The organism is Kordia sp. E (genome assembly GCF_056033805.1).
This window is the reverse complement of sequence record NZ_JBRASR010000003.1, coordinates 1,463,647-1,485,236: the sequence shown is the minus strand read 5'-3', so window position 1 is coordinate 1,485,236 and position 21,590 is coordinate 1,463,647. Positions and strand designations below refer to the sequence as shown.

Genomic DNA, 21,590 nt, shown 5'->3' with positions numbered 1-21,590 from the left:
AATGAGTGAGAGATTAATTTGTTGTCGGCACAAGTTGGAAACTTGCGCTAGCGTTCGTTCGGGTTAGACTTGGTTTAGGTTTTTAGAGACGGTGGTTTATTGATAGATTACCTTTAATATAAATAATTAATTATTTAGGATTTCCTGAATTTCAGGCATTGAGATTCCATAACTATCAAAAACATTCCAATTGCTATCCTTACTTAATGTTATAAGAGCTGCTTCGTATTGAGTCTCATATTTATAATGAAACATAATACTTGCTTTGTCACTAGACAATGTGTTTTTAGTATAATAAATAATTAGTCCGTCAACAATAGGTTGATAATTGTATTCTCTTGTACCATAAGAAGTGTCATAGTACTTATATTCTTCTCTTTTTCTTCTTTTAATATAACTTGCATCAGTCTTTTCTTCATAACCTTTGTAACTTCTTAAAAATATCGTCGTACTATGTTCAGTCATAGGGTGATATTTAGAAACTGTAAGCTCGTCATTACTACTCCAAAAAGAGAAATCTTGTGAATCAATACAATCGCCTTCTACTGAATGATAACTAAAATTTGTTTTAATATCAATAATGAATAATTCTTTTGGGTTCCAATAATTTATTCGATTTTGAATCACTTTCTCACAATTGCGAATAAAAGTAGAATCGTCACCTTCTAATATTGATAAAAAATCCGTTTCGAACGTATTATTACGAAGTTTTATAACTACTTTCAAATTAGTACTTAGTGTTTAGTTTTAATTTTTTAAGACTTTCGTCTGAAGTAACACGTTACCATTTACACCAAAAGCTTTCACAAAATAAATTCCAGTTTGCAAGTTTGGAAGATTGATTGTTTTTTGATTCGAATTAATAGCTTCTGTTAATATTAATTGTCCCTGAATGCTATATAATTCTAACTTGGAAACTTGATCATTTCCTGTTTGAATCGTTAATTGATTTGTAAATGGAACAGGATATATTTTTGTTGTATTTGCATTAAACTCTTCAGTAGTTAAGAATCCACTGAAATATTGATTCGCTTGATAGAAAGCATTTGTTCCAATTTCAACTCCAATCAGTCGTCCTCTTATATCATCAATTGGTGGATGAATTCCACCCCAAATTCTTGATAAACTTGTTTGGTCGGAAGCATCACGATACGTTGCCCATTGTAGTGTAAATGCTGCACTTGGACCTTTTTCAAAGACTAAGAAATCATCTTGTGGAATATCAAATGTTCCCATTCCGCCAGGAAAAAACTCATCACCTGTTAAGAGTGTCAACACTTCTGCGGCAGCTCTTGAAAACGTTGAATGTCCTGATAAATATCCTGCAAAAGGAGGCGTTACAAATGTTCCACGTTGATATGGCCACCATTTTGTTGCTAAAATCCAGTCAACACCAGCAATATCAGTTGTTGGATCACTAATGTAATCTGGTCCTTTCCAAGCGTATACTTTTGGTTTTCCAACATTTTCATCATTATCACCAGCTAAAGGGTCGCCAGTTTCAATTAATTCAATATAGTTTGGAATTAATGGCAAACCATGTGGATCATAATTTGGTAATGTTACATCCGAACTTTGTCCTTTTCCTGCCATATACCGAATTGCAGAAATTGGACGTATATAATCGTAATATCCTTTAATTCCCCAAGTGTTTATTGCTGCGTCATGCATTGCACCTGCTAGTGTTAGATAACATTTTACATCCCATTCTAAATCATCTAGTTCTGGACCAAAACCATTCCAACGTTTTTCAACCAATGGATGATCACTTACATAGTTCATAATCGTAAACCAATGTCCCGGAGGTGTTTCAGAATCGGGTCCGTCAGCCCAAAATTCTGCTAAAACACGTGCATAATCAGCTCTTTTTACGAGTTGTGGTTCGTATGGTAAATTTGTGACAGGATTTAGGCTACGACCTACACTTGGATCACCACCTTGAAATATATCATAGAATGCTTTGTATTCTTCAAACGTTTCAGGAAAAGTAGTTGTACCGAGATTTCCAAGCGCTCCAGGCGAAATGTCTATTAATGTATTATCTGCCGGATCTAAATGTGAAGACCATAACGAAACCAATGCAAAATGCCATTTGTATGGATCGTCAATTCCATCATTATTATTTGATTCTTGAATGTAAACTGGTGCGCCAGGATCGTTGTATACATAACAATCAAATCCTTCATTTATGATGTCTAAATCTTCAAATTTTAAGGCAAAAGGCGTTACTTCTCCCCATTCAGGGCTAAGAAATGATGGTGTATTTAGCGGAAATGGATTTCCACTTTGATCTACAAATACATCAAACGCTAATGGTTGCCATTTGTTTGGGTCGATATCATTGGTTTCTTCATATAGTTCTAGTAATAATGGACTGTTTGAAGGTGTATAGAATTGATTGGTATAATCATTTTGTTCGTTGGAACCATCCTGAAATCCAAAATTGATAATTTCATTTGCTAAATAGTTTCCTAACGCTGCATACGAACCTGTACTATAATCTGTAGATGTGAAATTTATATCATAATTAAAAGATTCGAATAGTGTTTGAAAACTCGCTAGGGAAGTAGTAGCACCTGGGGAATTTCCAAAACGATGAGATAATAGACGATACATTGCATAACTCATCATTTCATGTCGTGCTGCAGCTATATCAGTTGGTGTGGCAATTCCGTCAAAATTACAGGTGTAACTTCCGTATGTTTTTCCTAAAAATATAGTTTGTGCTTGTGGATTGAAGACAGCCCAAGCATCGTACATAGCCATTGAACTGTGAAATAAATTTCGAGCATGTACTGTTGGACGTGCAAAGTCATTACGAATTGCTAGTAATAGTTGTTCGTTCCACTCACGTGCAACTGTATGTTGTGCTTGTAAATTGGGAATATAGGAAAGCAAGCTTAGAAAAGCTATCGCAATAATTTTTTTCATTTTGGGTTGATCGAGGTTATTGCGGTAAAATTACTTAAAAGATTGTTTTTTAGCAAACTATAGATACTATATTAAAAGTAAGACTTCTTTCTATTACTAAAGACAGGATACACTAAAAAGTATATCCTGTCTTTTTACTTCATTTTATTCATGTTTTATAACTAAAAGCTGATTAATAGTAATTAAAATTATAGGTGATTGAACACATACAAAATAATTACAATAGTATACATGAATTAGCAATAGTAAGAATGACAACCTCCAAACCGTGAATCACACCAATTACGTACGGTATCTCTACATGAATCTGCGGGTATTGTGATTGGAGGAAGTGGTGCCTGGGTATATGTTTTGCAAATGATACCTCCTGAAGCTTGTTCTCCACCTTTTACACTTTCTTGTAAATCACTTATTGTCTTTTTCTTTAGTACTAATCTTTTTATTTTTTTCTTCATGATTTTATATTTTACGTTTTAGAGTATTATTATTAGCAGTATACTGATGGACAGGTTGTTGTTGGAATTGTTGTACCACACATCCTTGCAACTGTTTCTCTCTGACTTGGATCGCATTCTATATACGTTTCAGGTGGTAATTCGCAATAACGCCATGTTGTTACAGGCTCGCCTCCGTAAACAGAAAAGCTAGAAATAGATTTCTTGTTAAGTTTCAATAATTTTAGATTCTTTTTTTTCATCATAATTATGTTTAAAATTGATGAAGTAAAGCAACTATTTTTCTCTTAAAACATAAAACAAAGCTGTTGAGGAATCATGAATTGTAGTCTTTTAATATAAGTGAATATTATTGTTCGTAGGACATTCTTGATGTTCAGTTGGAGGCTGTGCTTTTACTGTACCGTTATTGGTATTACAATTGCAAGTACATATATTAGATGAAGCACAATCAGAGTTATCTGTAGTATATTCAGTCGTACACTCGGTGTATAATGATAATATGGGATTTGTTGTTCCCAATGCTGTATTTGTCTCAACATTTCCTCCATTTTTTTTGTGAAGTAAGGTTAAGTTTGAAATGCTATACTTTTTTAATGTCAGTCCTGTAAGATTCTTTTTTTTCATAATATTTTATGTTGGATGATTAATATTTAATGAAAGAAAAAAATATTGAATTAAAATAAAAATTATACTATTGACAAATCATGATTCGTCAACAGAATCGTTATTTTTTTAAAGGTTTTTTAAATATTGAGAAGGATAGATACCTGTATATGCCTTAAAAGCTCTTGAAAATGTCTCTTGTCTTTTGAATCCAAATTCCTCAGCTATAGCCTTAATTGTATATGATTGAAGTGTTTTATCATTTTTTAATCTCACTAAAGCTGTGTTGATTCGCAATTCTGTAATATAAGCTGTAAAAGATTTTTCCTTATGTGTGTTAATTACTTTGGATAAATAGGTAGCGTTGGTTTCCAGTTTTTCAGCCATAAAGCTTAAGCTACATTCTGTAGATAAGTAATATTCTTTTTTTTCAAAATCGGCAATCTTTCCTAAAATTGCTCTCACATTTTCATCGGATACTTTATCTTTTCTAGATGCTGTTTTTCTCTCTTGATTGTTTTCTAATTCAGAGACTTTTGTGAGAAGTTCTTCAAATTTCTTCTTTGTAGATTTCTCTCTTATTTTATAATATAATATGCTACCTAGAAAGAGTAGAAGTAAAGCTAGAGATAAAATGATATACTTTTTCTTATTCTTTGTTTGCTCTGTTAACTGATCTCCTAATATGTTTATTTCTGTTTTTAGAGGAGAGACATCTATGAGTTTATGTGTTTCATTATTGAGTTTTAAATCTTCTATACTTTGCTTTTTTTCTAGCATTGTATATTTCTGAAAATGAAATTCTGCTTTTTCATGTTTATTCTCTTTATGATACGCAAGTGTTAAAAATTCATGTAATTCTTTTTCATTAAGATCTACATTATCTGAAGCGTTTATTTTATCATATGCTTTTTCTAAATAGTCAATGCTTTTTTTATAAGCATTTGTTTTATAAGCACTTTTCCCTAAATAAAATAATGAAGTAAGATATAAACTTTCGTAGTTGATTTTGACTTTGGCTTTGACTTTTGTTGAATCTCTAACTTGTTTAGCTAATACTGTACACTTTTTATAGTTTTTTCTTTGGTAATTAATGATCGCTTTATTCATTAATAAAGGATAATATGCCCATTGCTTAATTGTATCAGAACATTTATTCAATCCGGCTTTGTTATATATTTCTGCATCATCGGGTTTTTCCATCCATAGATATGCATCTGCAATATTAATGTAAGCAGTAAGTCTGTAATACTCTGTATCATAAGTGTTTTCTAAAGTATCTATATGTTTTAAGATACTTTTATACATAGTAATAGCTTCTTGAAAATCCTTATGTATTTTTTTTATGAAAGCAATATTTGTGAGTGGAGCAATTTCATAAATAATGTTTCCTAAATCTTTTGCGCGGTCTCTTGCTTCCATGTAAGCGATAAGTGCTTTAGAATCTTCTCCTAATTCGGAAAGAATATCTCCTTTTAAACAGAAGCATTTATATAAAAATGAAGAATCTTGTACAGTTGCTCCTTGTTCTATGGCAAGTTCAATATTTTTTAATGCGACCTTATTTTTAGTTAATCCGTAGTAGCATTTGGATGTATAATAAGATACACGAGCCAATTGATCATTATTCCCACTAATAACAGCTAATTCTTTTGCTTGCGCTACATAATCTAATGCTTTAGAAGCATCTTTACTTATAAATTTATAATATGATTTTATTAATTCATCAAAAGATTCATTGTTTGATGAATTATCCTGTGCATTTGCAAAACTCAGAAAAGCATAAAATAATACTAAGATTACTTGTCTCATAATTCAACTCTTTTTTAAAATCTGAATGTTTAGGAAAGAATCAATTGGTTAAAATTACTATAATGTTTTAAATGTAGTACAAGTTATAGATAAGTTAACTTTTTAAACTGGTTTTTTCAATTTTTCGACAATAATTCTTCTAGTTTATTGGCTTTATATTATCGTTTAATTAAAAGGTTTTATTTTTATAAATTATGCAGTGAGTGAAGTTTCTTCTTTAGTGATTCTTCTTAGAATAAAGAGTATCAGTAATGAACAACTTCCACAAATTAAGAATCCAATAAATAGAGGAGAAGCGGTTGTTTTTACAAAACTACCAATATACGTTGCAATTGGAACCGCCATAATTGTGGATACAAAACCATTGATTGCTGCACCAATTCCTGCAATGTGTCCGACAGGTTGCATCGCTAACGAGCGTAAATTCCCGAAAAGGAAACCTATAGAGAAAAATTGCAATACGAAGAATGTCATTAATATGTACATATTAGGATTCGGCTGACCGAAGAAAAGGAAAAGATATATTAAAGGAATCGCAGTAAACGAAATCATAAACGTTTTTACGAGTGCGTACATTCCGTATTTTAGTACAAAATTTCCATTTAGAAACGTAGCAAAACCAACGGAAATGGAAAGTCCAGCAAATAAATATGGAAATTCTTCAGCCATATCATATTGTTTTTGAAATATTTCATCTGCAATACTCAAATAAACCATAAACGATCCTGTAATAAATCCGGAGATTAACGTAAATGCGATGGATTTTTTGAATTTCATAAATTCTTTAAAACCATCAACAAACAATGACATAGATAATTTTATTTTATTGTTTGGATCTAATGTTTCTGGTTGTCTTTTCCAGAGCCAAAACATGATTAATGCTCCAAATATTAGTTGGCTATTAAAGATAGAACGCCAGCCAAAAGCATCAAGCATTAATTTACCAAATGTTGGTGCTATTACTGGTACTAGAATGAAAATAGAGACAATAAATGACATAATTTTTGCCATGTAATCGCCACTAAAACTATCGCGAACCATTGCAATACTAATTGTTCGTGGTGCTGCTAATCCAATTCCTTGTAAAACACGTCCGGCAATCATCATTTCAATGTTTGTAGCCATAACACATAAAAAACTTGCTAGTACAAATAGTAAAAATCCTGCGTAAATGACAGGTTTTCGTCCAACACTATCTGAAAGTGGTCCGAAAATTAATTGTCCGAAACCTAAACCTAAGAAAATCATTGTGATTAGGAGCCGTTTATCTGTTGATTGAGCAGTTTCGATAGCAATTCCAATAGCTTGCAGCGCTGGTAGAATAGCATCAATAGACAAGGCTACCGTTGACATTAATGATGCCATGAGTATGATGAATTCCGTTTGCGATTGCTGTTTTCTTTGCATTGCGCAAAAGTACGTTTAAAAAAGAGTTTAGATATTAAAAAAGAGGACTTCTTATTGAATTTAGATAGATTTAGTATCTTAGTTTTTTTAATTTAACATATGAAATTTTTCAATAAAGAACGTTTGAAATTAATGGCTGGTAATAATTTAAAAAAGTATTTAAAGTATGCATTTGGTGAAATTATTTTAGTGGTGATTGGTATTTTGATTGCTGTTGGAATTAATAATTGGAACCAGGGTAAACAGTTAGATAAAACTAACAAAGAATTAGCCGAACAGGTTCTTATAGAGCTAAAAAATGATATCAGAACAATTTCTAATTATCAAAAGAAAATAGATACCATACAGCAGCGTTTTTTAAAAGTTTTAGGCAAAGAATATGATATAAGCATGACTAGTAATAATGATTTTGTTGGATCATTATTATTTGAACCTAATATTATGGATTTGGACAATACAGTAATGCAAATTTGAATGATTCTGACGTTTCTAAATCATTATTGAATTTAAGTTCTGCGTATAAATCACATATAGATTTAATCAAGCAATTAGAAAGTTTAATTTTTACTAAAATAAATGATAATTTAAAAGAGATTGAAAAAACAGAAGAATGGTATATTGATTTATTAACAGATTATAGTTGCAAGAATGATTGTATAGAATTTTTGTTGTATAACAAAGCTCATCAATCACGTATGGCATCATTACGATTTATAGAAGTAGATGTATATGGGCAATCATTAAATACCATGCGCATGAGTTTACAAAAATATTTAGATGCTTTAGAATAGAGTGTAAAGAGTAGTATTTATAGAGGTATTAAAATATTCTATTTAACATAATGTAAATTATGATACAAATACTATGTATAGGAAAATAGCACAAATCCCGTATTTGTAAACCATAATGATATTATGCTAAATATCCCAGAACCGTTGTATTTACTACTAGAATCATTGTGCTTGGGTCATGAACCATTTTTTAATCGGAACGCTACGCTACAGAAAATTTTACTCACGTAATTATTATTTTATTTAGCGGAGTTCGTGATTACTTCGTAGTTGTCCCATAATTTGTCGTTATGCAAAATTGCCGCGCGCAAACACTTTATTGCTTAGTATAAATAAAATGCTCTGGCATTTTTTTCTACACACAATTTGCCGACGCTTTCCAGCCGCACAAAAGCTACTTTAGAAATTTTATTGAAACATTCTATATGCTAGAAACATTTCGTTAGAAAAAGTTTTATGACCTGTACGTTAGCCTGCCGCATACTTATAAAAATTTTCTGCAAAGAATTTTATATAACTATGCTAACTGTTCGTTTTCATAAAAACCTTTTTTGGCTTTTCGTTATGTTAAATAACTTTTGAGTTTAATGAGAACCGTTTGTAGTTTTTTAATTTATCTTTTTCTTGATAAAAAGAAACAAAAATCAAGACTTCATAAAACTTTGGAAACAATTACGGCTCGTTCGCTATATTTTAGAAACGTTTAGAGTTCTTTAGCTTATTTTAGAAATCAAATACAATGTAGAACACTCTACAAAAAAACTGCTTCATCTCTAAAATATGGACGCTCACTCTCCTATTGTTTTGACCAAAGTTTTCTGAGGTCGTTTGTGGCTTGCGTTTGTGAATTAATTTTCGTCTATTAATTTAAGGTCTGCGCAAATTTCTTTGAAGATATCACAAGGATCAACGTCAATAGCTAAAGCAATTAGATATAATTCATCAACTCTTAATTTCGTTGTTTCATTTGAACCTAATTGACTTATACGAGATTTACTGATTCCTGTTTTTCGTGAAACTTCAGCTTTATTAATTGATTTCTTCGCTAAATACAATCCTAATTTAGTCATGTGTGTACTTATTTTTAATACATAAATATAGAAAGTATATACACTTGTATAAAATATTAAAACAATAATTTTGAATTTAAGTGTTTTTTCTACATATTTGTATAGAATTACTAAACAATAATAATCAAATTCTATACCATGAGCGGATTTCCAAAATATACAAAAGCTGATTTAGAGAGAATCGTATACACACAACTTGATAATCTTAATGCAATTCATGATTTACTAAAGATTATGAAACTCCAAAATGAACTTATTGAGAATGCAAATAAGAAACTAAAAGATGAAATTATTGATTTTAAGAGACGAGTTAATTATGGTACTGGGAAGTTTGAGTGATTAATATTGTTCTTCTTTTTGACTTGAAAAATTGTCGAATAAAAAAAGAGCAAGTAATTAAACTTGCTCCTTAAATAATTATTTACATAATAATTTATCCAGCTTTAAAATAACCTTTATCGTAAACAATCTCCATCAACTCCTCATCTGTTAAAGGTCTGAGTTTACCATCTAAATGATCCGTTTTATAATCAACTAATAACTTACCATATTTGATGCTCCAGTTTGTTAATGATTCTTTCGAAATAGGATACTCAGCTTTTACATCTCTGAGAAGAATTTTACCTTCCTTTCCCGTAGCGCTAACATCTTCAAGCATTTCTTTATCATGTACAATAAAATGTCTTATTGCATATCTATAAAAACAAGCTACATTTTTATTTGCTGAATTTTCTAACCTAACTATATATTTAGGAACAAAAATTATAGGTCTATCAAAATATACAGGTAATTCAACTTCCTTCTTTAACCATTTTAAATTCACATGGTCAAAAATATCATCTTGAACAACTTTCTTCATAGGTATTTTATGAAGTTTACATTGTTTTTGAGTATATTCAATAAGAACAGATTTGATAATTTTTGTAGTTATATCTGAAATTCTGTCTGAACTGATATCTTCAATAAACAATTCTACATCTGCAAAATGGCTTAGAACTCCAGTTCTAACTGCTTTATTTTGCTGAATAGCTTCAACAATTTTTGGTTTTAATTTTTCAGCTACACTGTTTCCATAAGTCTTGCTAAAAGCATATCCTAACCTAGTTTCATGTGGTTCTTTCAAACCTAGAAGCAAATAATATATTTTTTCAATATCCTTTGACCTTACTCTTTTAATAAGTTCTGCCCAAAATGTTTCAATTCTTTTCTGCATTTCCTTAATCATAGGATCTTTAGAATTTTCAATTAATCTTGGATCTACAAATAATAAATTATCTGTATTTAATTTAATGTCAACAAAATCTAAACTTGGCTGTTGACTGCCAATACTATAAAATGATGATATGTTCATCTTAAATAAAATTTATATTAATAAAAATAATTTTACCAATATTTTCTACCATTATTATTGATATTGTAGATGCAAATTGGTTATGCATGGTCGGTTAACTTTTTTATTTAAGATGCGCTTTTTTTAATTTTTTGACTTTTTTAACATAGTTATTAACATTTTTTTTTACATTTGTCGATGATATCGTGCATGATATCCAACCTTAAAACAAAATAAATAGTGAAAAAGACCGTTAAATAAATAGAGAGTGCGAATCTCTATTTATTGTAAGTAAGTCCTTTCAATATTTGAAAACATTAGCCATTAGGCTACAAAAATTGTGCCAACTTGATATTTATATGTCACTTTGGCTTTTTTTGTTCATAAATGTCATGAATTTAACTGAAAGGACTATTCCATTATGTCATGTGTCAGTTTATACAATAATCATTGATATTAAAGTTTCATTCCACAACTATTCCGCTTCCCTCCTACACTTCGACGAACTCAGTGTAAACTAGTCGCAAAAAAATTGTTCCATTACCATTCGTGAAGAAACTTTTAGGTAATAACTTTTTAAAAACTTGAAGTGTAAACTTTGCTTTTTTCCTAAGCAAAGTTACATAACGCGATAACATTATGATACAGATACTATATATCGTAAAGTAGGATAATCAGTGTATTTGTAAACCATAATGATATTATGCTAAATATCCCAGAACCTTTGTATTTACTACCAGAATCATTGTGCTTGGGTTATAAACCTTTATTTAATAGGAACGCTTCGCTACATAATTCTTTGTCCCATAATTTGTCGTTATGCAAAATTGCCGCTCGCAAACGCTTTATTGCTTAGTATAAATAAAATGCTTTGGCATTTTTTTCTACACACAATCTGCCAACGCTTTCCAGCCGCACAAAAGCCTGCTTTAGAAATTCTGTTGAAACATTCTATAAATTAGAAACATTTCGTTAGAAAAAGTTTTATAACCTTTACGTTAGCTTGCCGCATACTTATAAAAAATTTCTACGAAGAATTTTCTATAACTATGCTAACTGTTTGTTTTCATAAAAACCTTTTTTGGCTTTTCGTTATGTTAAATAGCTTTTGAGTTTTAATGAGAACCTTTTGTAGTTTTTTATTTTGTCTTTTTCTTGATAAAAAGAAACAAAAATCAAGACTTCATAAAACTTTGGAAACAATTACGGCTCGTTCGCTATATTTTAGAAGCGTGTAGAATTATTTAGATTATTTTAGAAATCAAATACAATGCAGAACTCTCAACAACAATACTGCTTCATCTCTAAAATATGGACGCTCACTCGCCTATTGTTTTGACCAAAGTTTTCTGAGGTCGCTTGTGGCTTGCGTTTAAAAGTTTAGAGATTTTTTAATTGAGAATTAATTTCTATCATCTGTGGTTCAAGAATCTCTTTTTCTGATAAAATTTGTTTTAACCTTTTCTTTACCTGATCTGTTTTTTGAATCTCTTTTAATTCACTTTCTTCAACTCTCAACTTAAAATGTTGGTTCTCTAAAATATTCAGTTGGTTCTGTAATTCTTTTTTATTCATTATTAACACTCTTATATTTGATAATTCTAGGTCAATGATTTTGTAGAAACTAATAGCTCTCGAATATCGACATCTAAGATTTCTGCAATCTTTTTCAAGTCCTTTAAATGTGGTTGAGATTTATTATTGCAAAATGCAGTTACGGAAGTTGTACTTTTTCCAAGTTTTTCCGCAAGCCAAACTTGCGATTTTCCTTGAATTACTAATACTTCTTTTATTCTATTTATTCTTTCTACTGCCATATTTGTTACTGTATTCTTCTCTAAATATATAATACATTCTTAATAAAACATAAGTTTAGATTACATTTTATTAATTTAATCTTGCATTTTTAAAAATTAAATTATAAGTTTGAATTAACTTTATGTAAGTTGTAATTATATAAATGTAATTTTTAATTAAATATTCATTATTAATAATTTTATTCCAAACTTTATGCCATTTCCAAGATATACAAAAGCAGATTTAGAGAAAATCGTATCTACGCAACTAGACAACCTTAATGCAGTTCACGATTTATTAAAGATTATGAAACTTCAAAATGAACTTATTGAGAATGCAAATAGAAAATTAAAAGATGAAATTATAGACTTTAAGAAACGTGTTAATTATGGTACTGGGAAGTTTGAGTGATGTTATTTTATAAGTTTAAGTTGTCTTGCAATATCTTGAGTATATTTAGTCATAGGTCTTTTAAATGTTTCCTCAGGTTTACTATAATTACCAATAATCATCCTATCAATTACAGATTGATCAGGGAAAATTTTATGGAAAGACTTACTTAGTAAACTTCTATAAGTACTAGGATTAGCTTTAAATTTCCAAACTAATTCTTCTCCAATATCTTTTTGAGCATCATATATTTTTTGAATTTGGAATAACTCATTATGATTATGAAGTAACTCATTATCGCCATCCAATGTGTCTAAATGAATTTTTAGACTTTTAATGTCAAGGTTTATCCAATAATCTAGTATTGACTCATCATCAATACAGAAATGAAAGGGATCGAGATCATTATCTAGAGTATATAGCTCAAACTTAGCATTCTCTTTTCCTTTAGCTAGATTACAATTTGCACAAGTAGGATAAAGATTAAAAAAACTTGTACATAAGAATGGATATTTTGACTTTGGGTAAAAATGATCAAGTTGGAGTTTTGATAGAATCTTTTTCTTATTCTTTTTTTTCTTTTTGTTATAATACAATGGTTCAATTGTTATTGCGGATTGTGCATTGCAATAAACGCAAGTTCTTAAGTCGGAGTTAAGTAAATAATCAGGAAATTCTTTGTCACGTAAGTCTTCATAGCGCATTGCTTGAACTACAGTTTCATGAAAGCTATACTTCTTATTTGTAATTTTTCTACTTAATTGTGAAGAATCTAAAATAGCATCAAATTCAAAAATTAAGGTTTCCATTTTTGCTGGATCTGCATTTAAAATATCGTCATATTCATTTATAATTTTCTCTACATATAATCTGTACTCTTTATACTTACGAGGTCTTATTTTAGTATAAAGATTATTTAAGTTAACTTGTGGTTTTATAAAAGCTTTTGTCCTAGTATTAGTAAATAGATCAACATTAAAAGCCTTAACAAAATCACGAAGACCATCTGTAATCTTAATCTTCCGCATCTTCTAATTTATTTAATTGGTTATTTAATTGTTTAATTTTTAAACGAAGTAATTCCTTATCATGATAAAGGACTTTTTTGTTATAAAGTGATTGCACACGTTCTTTTATTAGTGGCTCATCAATAATTTTCAGTACTTTTTCAGCTATTTCATCATCCCATTTTCTTATTGGCTTTTGATTAAATTCCGAAATCTCTTTTTCTTTATTAAATGTAAGGTAATTAATAAGATCTTTAATTAAACCTTCAGAAAACTCTCCCATAAAACCGTCTTCTAAGAAGAAACTATGAGCCAAAAGATCATGAACATTTGCGCCAAATGTTGCCAAGTCAATATCTTCAGTCTGGTCTACTATAAATGATTTACTTGTCTCCTTATTTCTATCTATAAAAATTACATTATCAATTGGTACATCAGATAAAGTTAATGGATCATGAGTCGTAAATATAATTTGTATTTTTAAATCACTAAATTCAGTAGACTTTGAATCAAATAAATTTCTATTAGGATTAAGCTTACCAAATAAAATCGGTATAGACTTAGTTATTGCGTCAATAAATTTTCTTTTCCATACAGGATGATATCCTAATTCAGGCTCATCTAATAAAAGTAAATAATAGTTAAAAATTGGGTGTATAGAACTTTTCAATCTATCTATTCTATTATTAATTCTTGCAAAAAAATTAAGCAATGCTTTTTCTCCCGAGGACAAAGAATATGTAGATCTTATTGACAGTAAATCTAATGTATATACAAAATTATTAGACAGACTAATAACCTTATTATATGATTCGATTAAATTATAAAAATCTTCCGCATTATGTTCCTCAAGTTTATAAACTAGAGAATCTTCCTTGACTTCAAATTTATTTTCTGAGATAATATTTCTCAAATTGCTATAAAGGTCAAAGAAAGCTTTAAATCTGTCAAGATATCTTAACATTAACTCAACAGCATCAGAAGATTTAAAGCCTTGTTGAGTCCAAATTTTATTCCCATCCTCATTTATTATTTCTTTTATGTCTTCATAATCTTGAATAGAAACTCTTTCTAGTTTACTTTCAATATTATCCCTTACAATACCATAAATACTTACCATATATAAATCAAAAAATGCATCAAAACGTTCCATAAATGATTCTTTATCTAATACATTGATAAACGTGGAAGTTCCTTGGAAAGGTGTCTGAGGAAAAGTAGCATCTAAAATAAAATAAGTGAATAACGTAACTTCAAAATTTTGCAAGAAATCACGCTCTCCATGCAATTTATCATTCCCTACATCATGGCTATACTCCTCTTGAGACCAAAGACGATCAAACAAGCTATTCAAACCTGAACTGTTGATGATACCAATATATCTTTCTAGAATATTTTCTTTGATAAAATCTTTTCCAATCAATTTTTCCCATTTCCCATCTTCTAAATCTCTTAAATCTGATTCAATATAGGTTTTTAGTACGGTAACTCTATCTTGGCTTCCCAAGTTGGCTGTTGCATAAACATTTTTAAAATCATACTTACGGTGTTGAGAAATTTTTATTTCTAATTCCTTATATTCAGGAAAATCTGGATATACTTTTTTTAAAGTATCTTTTACTGGATCATTTAATAAAATAACATCCTGTAATAACTGCTTAAGATAAAGTTGATCGAGATTTTCTTCTCCAGTAGATACGATTCCTAACTGTGATAATGCACTAATTTGTTCTGTATCTACTATTGGTGTATAATATTGTTTAACTGAACTTAAAGCATTTGAATTAATCTCACTTATTTTAAAATCTGATTTTACAATTTTTGTATCTAGTTCATTATAATAAAACCACGATTCTTCAGTTTCTTCAAATAAATAAAAAACATTTTTCTTTTTTCTATCACTTGTAGAATGCAAAGCTCTCAAAATACTTGTCTTACCAATTCCATTTCTTCCTACTATTGCTGAAATCAATGAAATATCTTTTCCCCAAAAGTCAGGAATACTTTTTTTGTTATCGGATACTATTTTTACTTCAATAGCTTCATCACTCTCTTTAATTTTATAGAAGTTTGCTCCTCCAAAATTTAAAGTTAACCCTAGATGATCTTCTCCGAATAAATATGGTAAAACATTTTTAGGAAAATAAACGGCAGCTAACCTCATATTATTACATTTAACATTACTTTTACTATAATTGAAGATTTTTATCTTATGTAGCAGATACTAATAATCAATTGAAAGAGAAAGTTTAAATCTACAAAATATTATAAGATTTCATATGATAAAAATCATGAATACTTCAATATTAGTTAATTTCAATAACCATTTCACAACTATTCCACTTCGCTCCTACGTCACTTGTGTAAAAATTGTTCCATTACCTTTCGTGAAGAAACTTTCTAGTAATAACTTTTTAAAAAATATGAAGATTAAACTTTGCTTTTCGCCTAAGCAAAATAACATAACGCAATAACATTATAGTACAAATACTGTATATAGGAAAGTAGCACCTTTTGCGTATTTGTAGACTATAATGATATTATGTTAAATATCCCAGAACCTTTGTAGTTGCTTCTAGAATCATTGTGTTTGGGTTATGAACCTTTATTTAAAAGGAACGCTTCGCTACAGAAAATTTTGTCCTATAATTTGTCGTTATGCAAAATTGCCGCGCTCAAATGCTTTATTGCTTTTCAAACACAAATGCGTAGCATTCATGAGCTCTTTAATTTAAAATAAAATGATGCGAATAATTTGCCGACGCTTTCCAACCGCACAAAAGCTACTTTAGAAATTCTACACGAACAATCTATTATATGAGAAACATTTCGTATGAAAAAGTTTTATGACCTTTACGTTAGCTTGCTGCATAATTATAAAAATTTTCTTCGAAGAATTTTCTATAACTATGCTGACTATTCGTTTTCATAAAAACCTTTTTTTGGCTTTTCATTATGTTAAATAGCTTTTGGCTTTTAATAACTGAATAAATAAGACAAGTAACTCTTTACATAATAGAAAAAAGCACTGATTTTTTTGTTCAGTACTTTCTCATCATCATATCTCTCTTGTTATCTGTAGCTTTCAATTCCCAAAAATATCATCAATGAAGCTTCTATTTTTCTGAACCCATTCAGATTGCGACAATATCTCTTTTTTAGCTCTCCCTACATCTCCGCTAACACCTTCTGTTCCAATTCCTCCAGCATTACCTCCACCTTTAGATCCAGCACCTGCATATAATATATTTTTGCCGTCAACATTCACTCTAATTAAAGTTCCTCCTTTCCCACCTTTTCCAGATGTTCCACCATTACCGCCTAGACCACCTCTTCCTGGTATTCCAGGTAAAGTAAAGATATTGGAGTTAAGAAATTCTGTTAATCTTTTTTTATCTTCTTCAGTTGCATTATCTACATGAACCAATGATGCATATACTCTTCCACCGTCACCACCGTTTCCTCCATCACCACCGTGACCACCATTTCCTCCTTTTTTACCTTTCTCAAGAGTTCTTCCTTTTCCTCCATTTCCTCCATTTCCTCCGTTTCCTCCATCACCACCATTTCCTCCATTAGCAGAGACTGCAACATATCCGTTAATACTCAATTTATTAATGTAGACTTTTATATCCATAGCTTCCTCACCACTTCCACCATTTCTACCAATATTTCCATTATATCCATCTTTAGGCGGATAACTTACAGGTACTTTATGTTTTCCAAGAATCCCATAATCCTTTACTTTCATTCCTGTCCATCCATTTTTACCTTGTGCCCCGTTCTTCCCATGTACTCCAGTGTTTCCATCAGCTCCATCTCCAATAAAGAATAATACTCCATGAATTTCAGAACCATCAATAGCTATAAATTCAAGAAGTTTTTGTTCATTATTAAAATCTGAACCTGCCATATATTGAATTCTTGAACCTTCGTCTGTTTTCAGGTTTTTACAAAAAATCTTAGAACTCCCTTTGATTAACAAAGTTCCATTTCTACGGATTTCTAAAGTTTCGAATTCATAATTTCCTTTTTCCAATTCATAGCTCTTATTTTCTTTAATTATTAAGGTTTTTCCTTGCGAAAAAGAGATGCATGGAATAAAAAGTAATAATAAATAATAAAATTTGATTTTTCTCATTTTGATACATTTTAAAGATTAATGTTAAATTTAGTGTATCAGATGATGTTTTAAAATACCCAACAAAGGGTAATTTAAAACATATGAATTAGTCCAAGCATGCGGTGTTAAATTTCTATTGCCACTCCACAACTATTCCACTTCGCTCCTACACTTCGACTCCGCTCAGCGTAAACTCGCTTGTGTAAAAATTGTTCCATTACCTTTCGTGAAGAAACTTTTTGGTAATAACTTTTTAAAAACTTAAAGTGTAAACTTTGCTTTTCGCCTAAGCAAAATAACATAACGCAATAACATTATGATACATTTTACATGTAATCATAATCAGTCATTATGTAAAATTGCTTTTGTGTCGTTTTAGAATTATAAACCCTTACATGACATACTGATTGATTACTTTATTTTTTTGTGAAGAATCTTTTTAGTTAATCCATGAGCTTTTAGCTTTTATAAAATTCAGTAAATACTTTTATAATAGCATCATGATCTTTAACACCACACATCTCTCTAATACTATGCATAGATAACATTGGGTTTCCAACATCAATGGTTGGTATGCCTATTTTAGCTGCAGTCATAGGTCCAATGGTAGATCCGCAGCCAATATCATTACGGCTACAAAAATCTTGAAAAGGAACATTTGCTTTATTACACCATTGCTTAAACTTCGCTATCGAAAATGCATCGGTTGCATAACGCATGTTGGCATTGCTTTTTATTACTGGTCCAGCATCAAGTTGTGGTTTGTGATTGCTATCATGCTTTTCAGAATAATTTGGATGTACGGCATGTGCCATATCTGCTGATATAAAAAATGAACGTGCTAAGGTTTGAAAATAGGTTTCTTCGTTTGAAGATATATGATTATGAATACGTTTTAAAGTAACTTCCAAAAAGTTTGAATTAGCTCCATTTTGCGATTCTGAACCAATTTCTTCGTGCTGAAAATATACAGCCATTTGTATGTTATCATTTTCAGAATCAGCTATTTTTAAAGCCTCAAATGATGCATGAACACTGGCTAAGTTATCTAACCTAGGCGCAAAAACAAATTCTTTATTAATACCTCCTAAACTTGATTTTTCAGCATCAAACAAAAATAAATCCCAACTAAGTATAGTTCCAGAAAGTCCAGTTTCTTTTTTTATCCAATCTTCAAATTGCAGGTCTTTATCAAGCCCAATAACAGGAAACATGTGCTCTTGTGGATTTGGTTTAAATCCTTCCTTATTTACTTCTCTATCCAAATGTATTGCTAAGCGCGGTATGCGTAATCTTTTTTTTATTTTAATTATTCTTTGCTCTAACTGACCATTTTCATTCTCAATAATTATTCGGCCACCAAAATACAGATCTTTGTCAAACCAACTCGTTAATAATACTCCGCCATATATTTCAATATTTAATAATTGATAGCCTTCTTTTGTAGAAATAGGATTATTTTTTATTCTTAGACATGGTGAATCGGTATGCGCTCCAATAATAGAAAATGCATAGTTACTTGTCCATTTCTTTGGTGTTTTGAATATGATAATTGATCCTTCTGCTCTTGTTACAAAATACTTACCTCCTTTTTCTAACGACCAATTGGCTTCTTCCTTTAATTCTGTATAATTTTGTTTAAATAATTCACTTTTTAAATTTTCTACAGCATGGAATGACGTTGAACTTTGATCAATAAATTCTATAAGGCTTTGGGAATATGACATTTAAGGTATTTTGTTTAAATTTTAGATAAAACACCAAGTTAATTAAATTCTCTTTTATAGTCTATTGTTTTATGTGGATTATTATTTAACAAACGCAGGTATAATGATTTCAGAAATTTGAGTCATTATTTTATCTTCTCCATCATGACCAGAAATTACAATTGTTAAATCAAGCTCTTCTATCACTATGACACGTTGTCCACCGCCGCCCCAAGCAAATGTGGCATTGTAACTTTTGTTGCCAACTTTTACGGGTGTTTGATACCAAAAATAACCGTAACGATAGTCTTTGGGCATCCAATCTTGAGTAGGTTTTACAATTCCAGTGGTGGCTTTGGCAAGATATGCTGAAGAAATAAGCTGTTCGTCGTTTAATTTCCCTTTATTGAGAACCAAATGACCCAATTTGAGCATGTCGCGAGATAAGAAATTCACACGCCATCCTGCTTCTGGCAAACCACTAATATGATTTGTCCATTTATATTCTGTGATACCAAGTTTATCAAGTAGTTCAGTTTTAATAAAGTCTTCAGCCGTTCCTGGGACAACGGCGTCAATGACTGTCATTACTAACATTGGATTGAAATTACCATATAAATACGTCTGAGATTCTTTGGTTATAGGTTTGCTTTGTTCAAGAAGCGTTTGAACTAATCCCTGCCCTTTTAATAGAACGGAATCTTTCTCAAATTCTTTCCATGCATCTCTATCTATGGTCAATCCTCCATGCATGGTCAATGCTTTATGAAGTGTGATTTTTTCGGCGCCTTTAGTGATTTTTTTTGGATTGATATCTTTTAGAAAACTGATCAAAGGTTTGTTTAGATCTTCCATGGATAAATATCCCATTTGAATAGCTCTACCCAAAACCAAACTGGTATACGCCTTTACTGCAGATGCTTGTCCATGAGGCAAGTTGACACGACCTTTTTTATAATAGGATTCAAAAACTAATTTGTTTTTGTGTGAAATAAGTACCGCATCATAGTTTCCATGTTTGCCATCAAAAATCTCTTGAGAAAGTTTGAGGATTGCGTTTCGGTCATTGCTATTCACCGATAATGTATCAACTGATATTCCGTCTTTTCTATCTTCTGGTGTTGTATTGACAAATGCATTATTAAGGTGAGGCGTATCCCAAAATGAGATTTCATTACTATAGTTTGAAACATGGCTCATTATGGATGACAGCCATGCTACACTACGAACTGTTGTCGCAGGGAAAGCAGTTCCATGATTCCCATCAATCACTTCTTTTAGTACCGACAAACCATCATCTCTTCTATCTTTTAGTAATTTAACAAACTCATCGATAGGTTCAACCATACTCTCTTCTAATGAACCATGTGAAATAAAAACATTGGCTTTCAAGCTTGAGTTTTTATTTGACGCATCGTAAGGTCCGAATTTCGAATTAAGTTCGGATAGATACGAAACCTCATTTTTAATTGATGGACTACCAATAATGTAATTATTAAAGGTATCGGGTTTTGTCAATAGTATATAAGCACCAAATTCACCGCCCATTGAATAACCGAAATATGTACGACTGTTTGGATCCGTTCGATACGTGTTTTCAACATACGTAATGACATCATTTCGAATAAAGTCTAAATGTTTATTCCCTTGCCCTAATTGGTACTTTTTTTGAATTTTAGGTTTATTTGATTTACGGAAACTATAATCTCGGAACCGACTCACATGCGCTCCTCTCTCTTTTTTCAGGTCTTCATTTATATCTAATTGCCAAGAAATTCCAACTAAAATAACATCTTCCAGCATGTATTCTGTGGAGCCAGATAGCATTTCGAGATGCCACATAGCATCTGTATAATAAAGGACAGGGTATTTCTTGCTTTTATTTTCTGAATAACTCTCAGGAAGCTTAATATACAATTCATATTGTCTGTCATTCTTAGTATCTTTAATCGGGATTACTTGTATTTGTGGTAATACTAAGGAAGTCCCTTTTACTACTTGCGAATTTATGTTTACGCTATTTTCTTGAGCAAAGACAGTGTTTAGTGATAAAGCACATGTCAATATTAATAATTTAACAATTTTCATATTTTCTGTTTTCCCCTAGTTAATTGATTTGCGATTAATTGGTTGCTTCTTTTTTTACTTAATAAATCCACCCAATA

The 21,590-nt window shown here is 30.5% G+C and carries 20 protein-coding genes; 4 read left to right on the top strand and 16 right to left on the bottom strand.

Features of this window, described 5'->3' with window-relative positions; all coding sequences use genetic code 11:
- Positions 1-126 precede the first annotated feature (126 nt).
- From ACUUYC_RS19395 to ACUUYC_RS19365, 7 genes are all read right to left on the bottom strand, one after another.
- Complete coding sequence (locus ACUUYC_RS19395) at positions 127-726, bottom strand: hypothetical protein (protein ID WP_474268466.1); 600 nt, start codon at positions 724-726, stop codon at positions 127-129.
- A gap of 21 nt (positions 727-747) precedes the next feature.
- A complete protein-coding gene (locus tag ACUUYC_RS19390) occupies positions 748-2,931 on the bottom strand; it encodes a T9SS type A sorting domain-containing protein (protein ID WP_474268465.1) in 2,184 nt (727 codons plus the stop codon).
- Between the two features lie 236 nt (positions 2,932-3,167).
- On the bottom strand, positions 3,168-3,386 hold the full coding sequence (locus tag ACUUYC_RS19385) for a hypothetical protein (RefSeq protein ID WP_474268463.1): 219 nt from the start codon (positions 3,384-3,386) through the stop codon (positions 3,168-3,170).
- Between the two features lie 32 nt (positions 3,387-3,418).
- Positions 3,419-3,628: a hypothetical protein gene (locus tag ACUUYC_RS19380; protein WP_474268462.1), complete on the bottom strand. Its 210-nt coding sequence runs from the start codon at positions 3,626-3,628 to the stop codon at positions 3,419-3,421.
- Between the two features lie 91 nt (positions 3,629-3,719).
- Positions 3,720-4,013: a hypothetical protein gene (locus tag ACUUYC_RS19375; RefSeq protein ID WP_474268461.1), complete on the bottom strand. Its 294-nt coding sequence runs from the start codon at positions 4,011-4,013 to the stop codon at positions 3,720-3,722.
- A gap of 108 nt (positions 4,014-4,121) precedes the next feature.
- The gene (locus ACUUYC_RS19370) at positions 4,122-5,804 is read right to left on the bottom strand and encodes a helix-turn-helix domain-containing protein (protein ID WP_474268460.1); all 1,683 of its coding nucleotides are present in this window, start codon (positions 5,802-5,804) and stop codon (positions 4,122-4,124) included.
- A gap of 192 nt (positions 5,805-5,996) precedes the next feature.
- The gene (locus tag ACUUYC_RS19365) at positions 5,997-7,211 is read right to left on the bottom strand and encodes a multidrug effflux MFS transporter (RefSeq protein WP_474268459.1); all 1,215 of its coding nucleotides are present in this window, start codon (positions 7,209-7,211) and stop codon (positions 5,997-5,999) included.
- A 99-nt stretch (positions 7,212-7,310) separates the two neighbouring features.
- Between ACUUYC_RS19365 and ACUUYC_RS19360 the strand changes: the two genes are divergently transcribed.
- The gene (locus ACUUYC_RS19360) at positions 7,311-7,685 is read left to right on the top strand and encodes a DUF6090 family protein (protein WP_474268457.1); all 375 of its coding nucleotides are present in this window, start codon (positions 7,311-7,313) and stop codon (positions 7,683-7,685) included.
- Positions 7,682-8,002: a hypothetical protein gene (locus tag ACUUYC_RS19355; protein ID WP_474268455.1), complete on the top strand. Its 321-nt coding sequence runs from the start codon at positions 7,682-7,684 to the stop codon at positions 8,000-8,002. Before ACUUYC_RS19360 ends, ACUUYC_RS19355 begins: the two co-directional genes overlap by 4 nt.
- 848 nt (positions 8,003-8,850) lie before the next feature.
- Here the strand turns inward: ACUUYC_RS19355 and ACUUYC_RS19350 are convergent.
- On the bottom strand, positions 8,851-9,072 hold the full coding sequence (locus tag ACUUYC_RS19350; RefSeq protein WP_474268453.1) for a helix-turn-helix domain-containing protein: 222 nt from the start codon (positions 9,070-9,072) through the stop codon (positions 8,851-8,853).
- Between the two features lie 138 nt (positions 9,073-9,210).
- Between ACUUYC_RS19350 and ACUUYC_RS19345 the strand changes: the two genes are divergently transcribed.
- Positions 9,211-9,411 carry a hypothetical protein gene (locus ACUUYC_RS19345; protein WP_474268451.1) on the top strand — a complete coding sequence of 67 codons (201 nt, stop codon included), beginning with the start codon at positions 9,211-9,213 and terminating at the stop codon, positions 9,409-9,411.
- Positions 9,412-9,505: 94 nt separating this feature from the next.
- On the opposite strand, the gene ACUUYC_RS19340 is transcribed toward ACUUYC_RS19345, so the two are convergent.
- From ACUUYC_RS19340 to ACUUYC_RS19330, 3 genes are all read right to left on the bottom strand, one after another.
- Positions 9,506-10,423: a hypothetical protein gene (locus ACUUYC_RS19340; protein ID WP_474268450.1), complete on the bottom strand. Its 918-nt coding sequence runs from the start codon at positions 10,421-10,423 to the stop codon at positions 9,506-9,508.
- Between the two features lie 1,359 nt (positions 10,424-11,782).
- Positions 11,783-11,977 (bottom strand): hypothetical protein, encoded by a 195-nt coding sequence (locus tag ACUUYC_RS19335; RefSeq protein WP_474268449.1) that lies wholly within the window; start codon positions 11,975-11,977, stop codon positions 11,783-11,785.
- A gap of 26 nt (positions 11,978-12,003) precedes the next feature.
- Positions 12,004-12,219, bottom strand: coding sequence for a helix-turn-helix transcriptional regulator (locus tag ACUUYC_RS19330; RefSeq protein WP_474268448.1), 216 nt, complete (start codon positions 12,217-12,219; stop codon positions 12,004-12,006).
- 193 nt (positions 12,220-12,412) lie between these two features.
- Here ACUUYC_RS19330 and ACUUYC_RS19325 point away from each other — a divergent pair, with 193 nt between their 5' ends.
- The gene (locus ACUUYC_RS19325; protein WP_474268446.1) at positions 12,413-12,610 is read left to right on the top strand and encodes a hypothetical protein; all 198 of its coding nucleotides are present in this window, start codon (positions 12,413-12,415) and stop codon (positions 12,608-12,610) included.
- Positions 12,611-12,612: 2 nt separating this feature from the next.
- On the opposite strand, the gene ACUUYC_RS19320 is transcribed toward ACUUYC_RS19325, so the two are convergent.
- From ACUUYC_RS19320 to ACUUYC_RS19300, 5 genes are all read right to left on the bottom strand, one after another.
- Positions 12,613-13,617, bottom strand: coding sequence for a hypothetical protein (locus ACUUYC_RS19320; RefSeq protein ID WP_474268444.1), 1,005 nt, complete (start codon positions 13,615-13,617; stop codon positions 12,613-12,615).
- Positions 13,604-15,760 carry an AAA family ATPase gene (locus ACUUYC_RS19315; protein ID WP_474268442.1) on the bottom strand — a complete coding sequence of 719 codons (2,157 nt, stop codon included), beginning with the start codon at positions 15,758-15,760 and terminating at the stop codon, positions 13,604-13,606. Before ACUUYC_RS19315 ends, ACUUYC_RS19320 begins: the two co-directional genes overlap by 14 nt.
- A 921-nt stretch (positions 15,761-16,681) precedes the next feature.
- Complete coding sequence (locus ACUUYC_RS19310) at positions 16,682-17,737, bottom strand: hypothetical protein (RefSeq protein ID WP_474268441.1); 1,056 nt, start codon at positions 17,735-17,737, stop codon at positions 16,682-16,684.
- Between the two features lie 440 nt (positions 17,738-18,177).
- A complete protein-coding gene (locus ACUUYC_RS19305) occupies positions 18,178-19,446 on the bottom strand; it encodes a M18 family aminopeptidase (protein ID WP_474268439.1) in 1,269 nt (422 codons plus the stop codon).
- An 81-nt stretch (positions 19,447-19,527) separates the two neighbouring features.
- Entirely contained in the window at positions 19,528-21,513 is a 1,986-nt protein-coding gene (locus ACUUYC_RS19300; protein ID WP_474268438.1) for a serine hydrolase, read from the bottom strand.
- Positions 21,514-21,590 lie beyond the last annotated feature (77 nt).

Excerpts from the sequence above, each read along its gene's own strand:
- ACUUYC_RS19390 (WP_474268465.1), bottom strand. The coding sequence starts at position 2,931 with ATGAAAAAAATTATTGCGATAGCTTTTCTAAGCTTGCTTTCCTATATT.
- ACUUYC_RS19385 (WP_474268463.1), bottom strand. The coding sequence starts at position 3,386 with ATGAAGAAAAAAATAAAAAGATTAGTACTAAAGAAAAAGACAATAAGT.
- ACUUYC_RS19380 (WP_474268462.1), bottom strand. The coding sequence starts at position 3,628 with ATGAAAAAAAAGAATCTAAAATTATTGAAACTTAACAAGAAATCTATT.
- ACUUYC_RS19375 (WP_474268461.1), bottom strand. The coding sequence starts at position 4,013 with ATGAAAAAAAAGAATCTTACAGGACTGACATTAAAAAAGTATAGCATT.
- ACUUYC_RS19370 (WP_474268460.1), bottom strand. The coding sequence starts at position 5,804 with ATGAGACAAGTAATCTTAGTATTATTTTATGCTTTTCTGAGTTTTGCA.
- ACUUYC_RS19365 (WP_474268459.1), bottom strand. The coding sequence starts at position 7,211 with ATGCAAAGAAAACAGCAATCGCAAACGGAATTCATCATACTCATGGCA.
- ACUUYC_RS19360 (WP_474268457.1), top strand. The coding sequence starts at position 7,311 with ATGAAATTTTTCAATAAAGAACGTTTGAAATTAATGGCTGGTAATAAT.
- ACUUYC_RS19350 (WP_474268453.1), bottom strand. The coding sequence starts at position 9,072 with ATGACTAAATTAGGATTGTATTTAGCGAAGAAATCAATTAATAAAGCT.
- ACUUYC_RS19345 (WP_474268451.1), top strand. The coding sequence starts at position 9,211 with ATGAGCGGATTTCCAAAATATACAAAAGCTGATTTAGAGAGAATCGTA.
- ACUUYC_RS19340 (WP_474268450.1), bottom strand. The coding sequence starts at position 10,423 with ATGAACATATCATCATTTTATAGTATTGGCAGTCAACAGCCAAGTTTA.
- ACUUYC_RS19335 (WP_474268449.1), bottom strand. The coding sequence starts at position 11,977 with ATGAATAAAAAAGAATTACAGAACCAACTGAATATTTTAGAGAACCAA.
- ACUUYC_RS19330 (WP_474268448.1), bottom strand. The coding sequence starts at position 12,219 with ATGGCAGTAGAAAGAATAAATAGAATAAAAGAAGTATTAGTAATTCAA.
- ACUUYC_RS19325 (WP_474268446.1), top strand. The coding sequence starts at position 12,413 with ATGCCATTTCCAAGATATACAAAAGCAGATTTAGAGAAAATCGTATCT.
- ACUUYC_RS19320 (WP_474268444.1), bottom strand. The coding sequence starts at position 13,617 with ATGCGGAAGATTAAGATTACAGATGGTCTTCGTGATTTTGTTAAGGCT.
- ACUUYC_RS19315 (WP_474268442.1), bottom strand. The coding sequence starts at position 15,760 with ATGAGGTTAGCTGCCGTTTATTTTCCTAAAAATGTTTTACCATATTTA.
- ACUUYC_RS19310 (WP_474268441.1), bottom strand. The coding sequence starts at position 17,737 with ATGAGAAAAATCAAATTTTATTATTTATTATTACTTTTTATTCCATGC.
- ACUUYC_RS19305 (WP_474268439.1), bottom strand. The coding sequence starts at position 19,446 with ATGTCATATTCCCAAAGCCTTATAGAATTTATTGATCAAAGTTCAACG.
- ACUUYC_RS19300 (WP_474268438.1), bottom strand. The coding sequence starts at position 21,513 with ATGAAAATTGTTAAATTATTAATATTGACATGTGCTTTATCACTAAAC.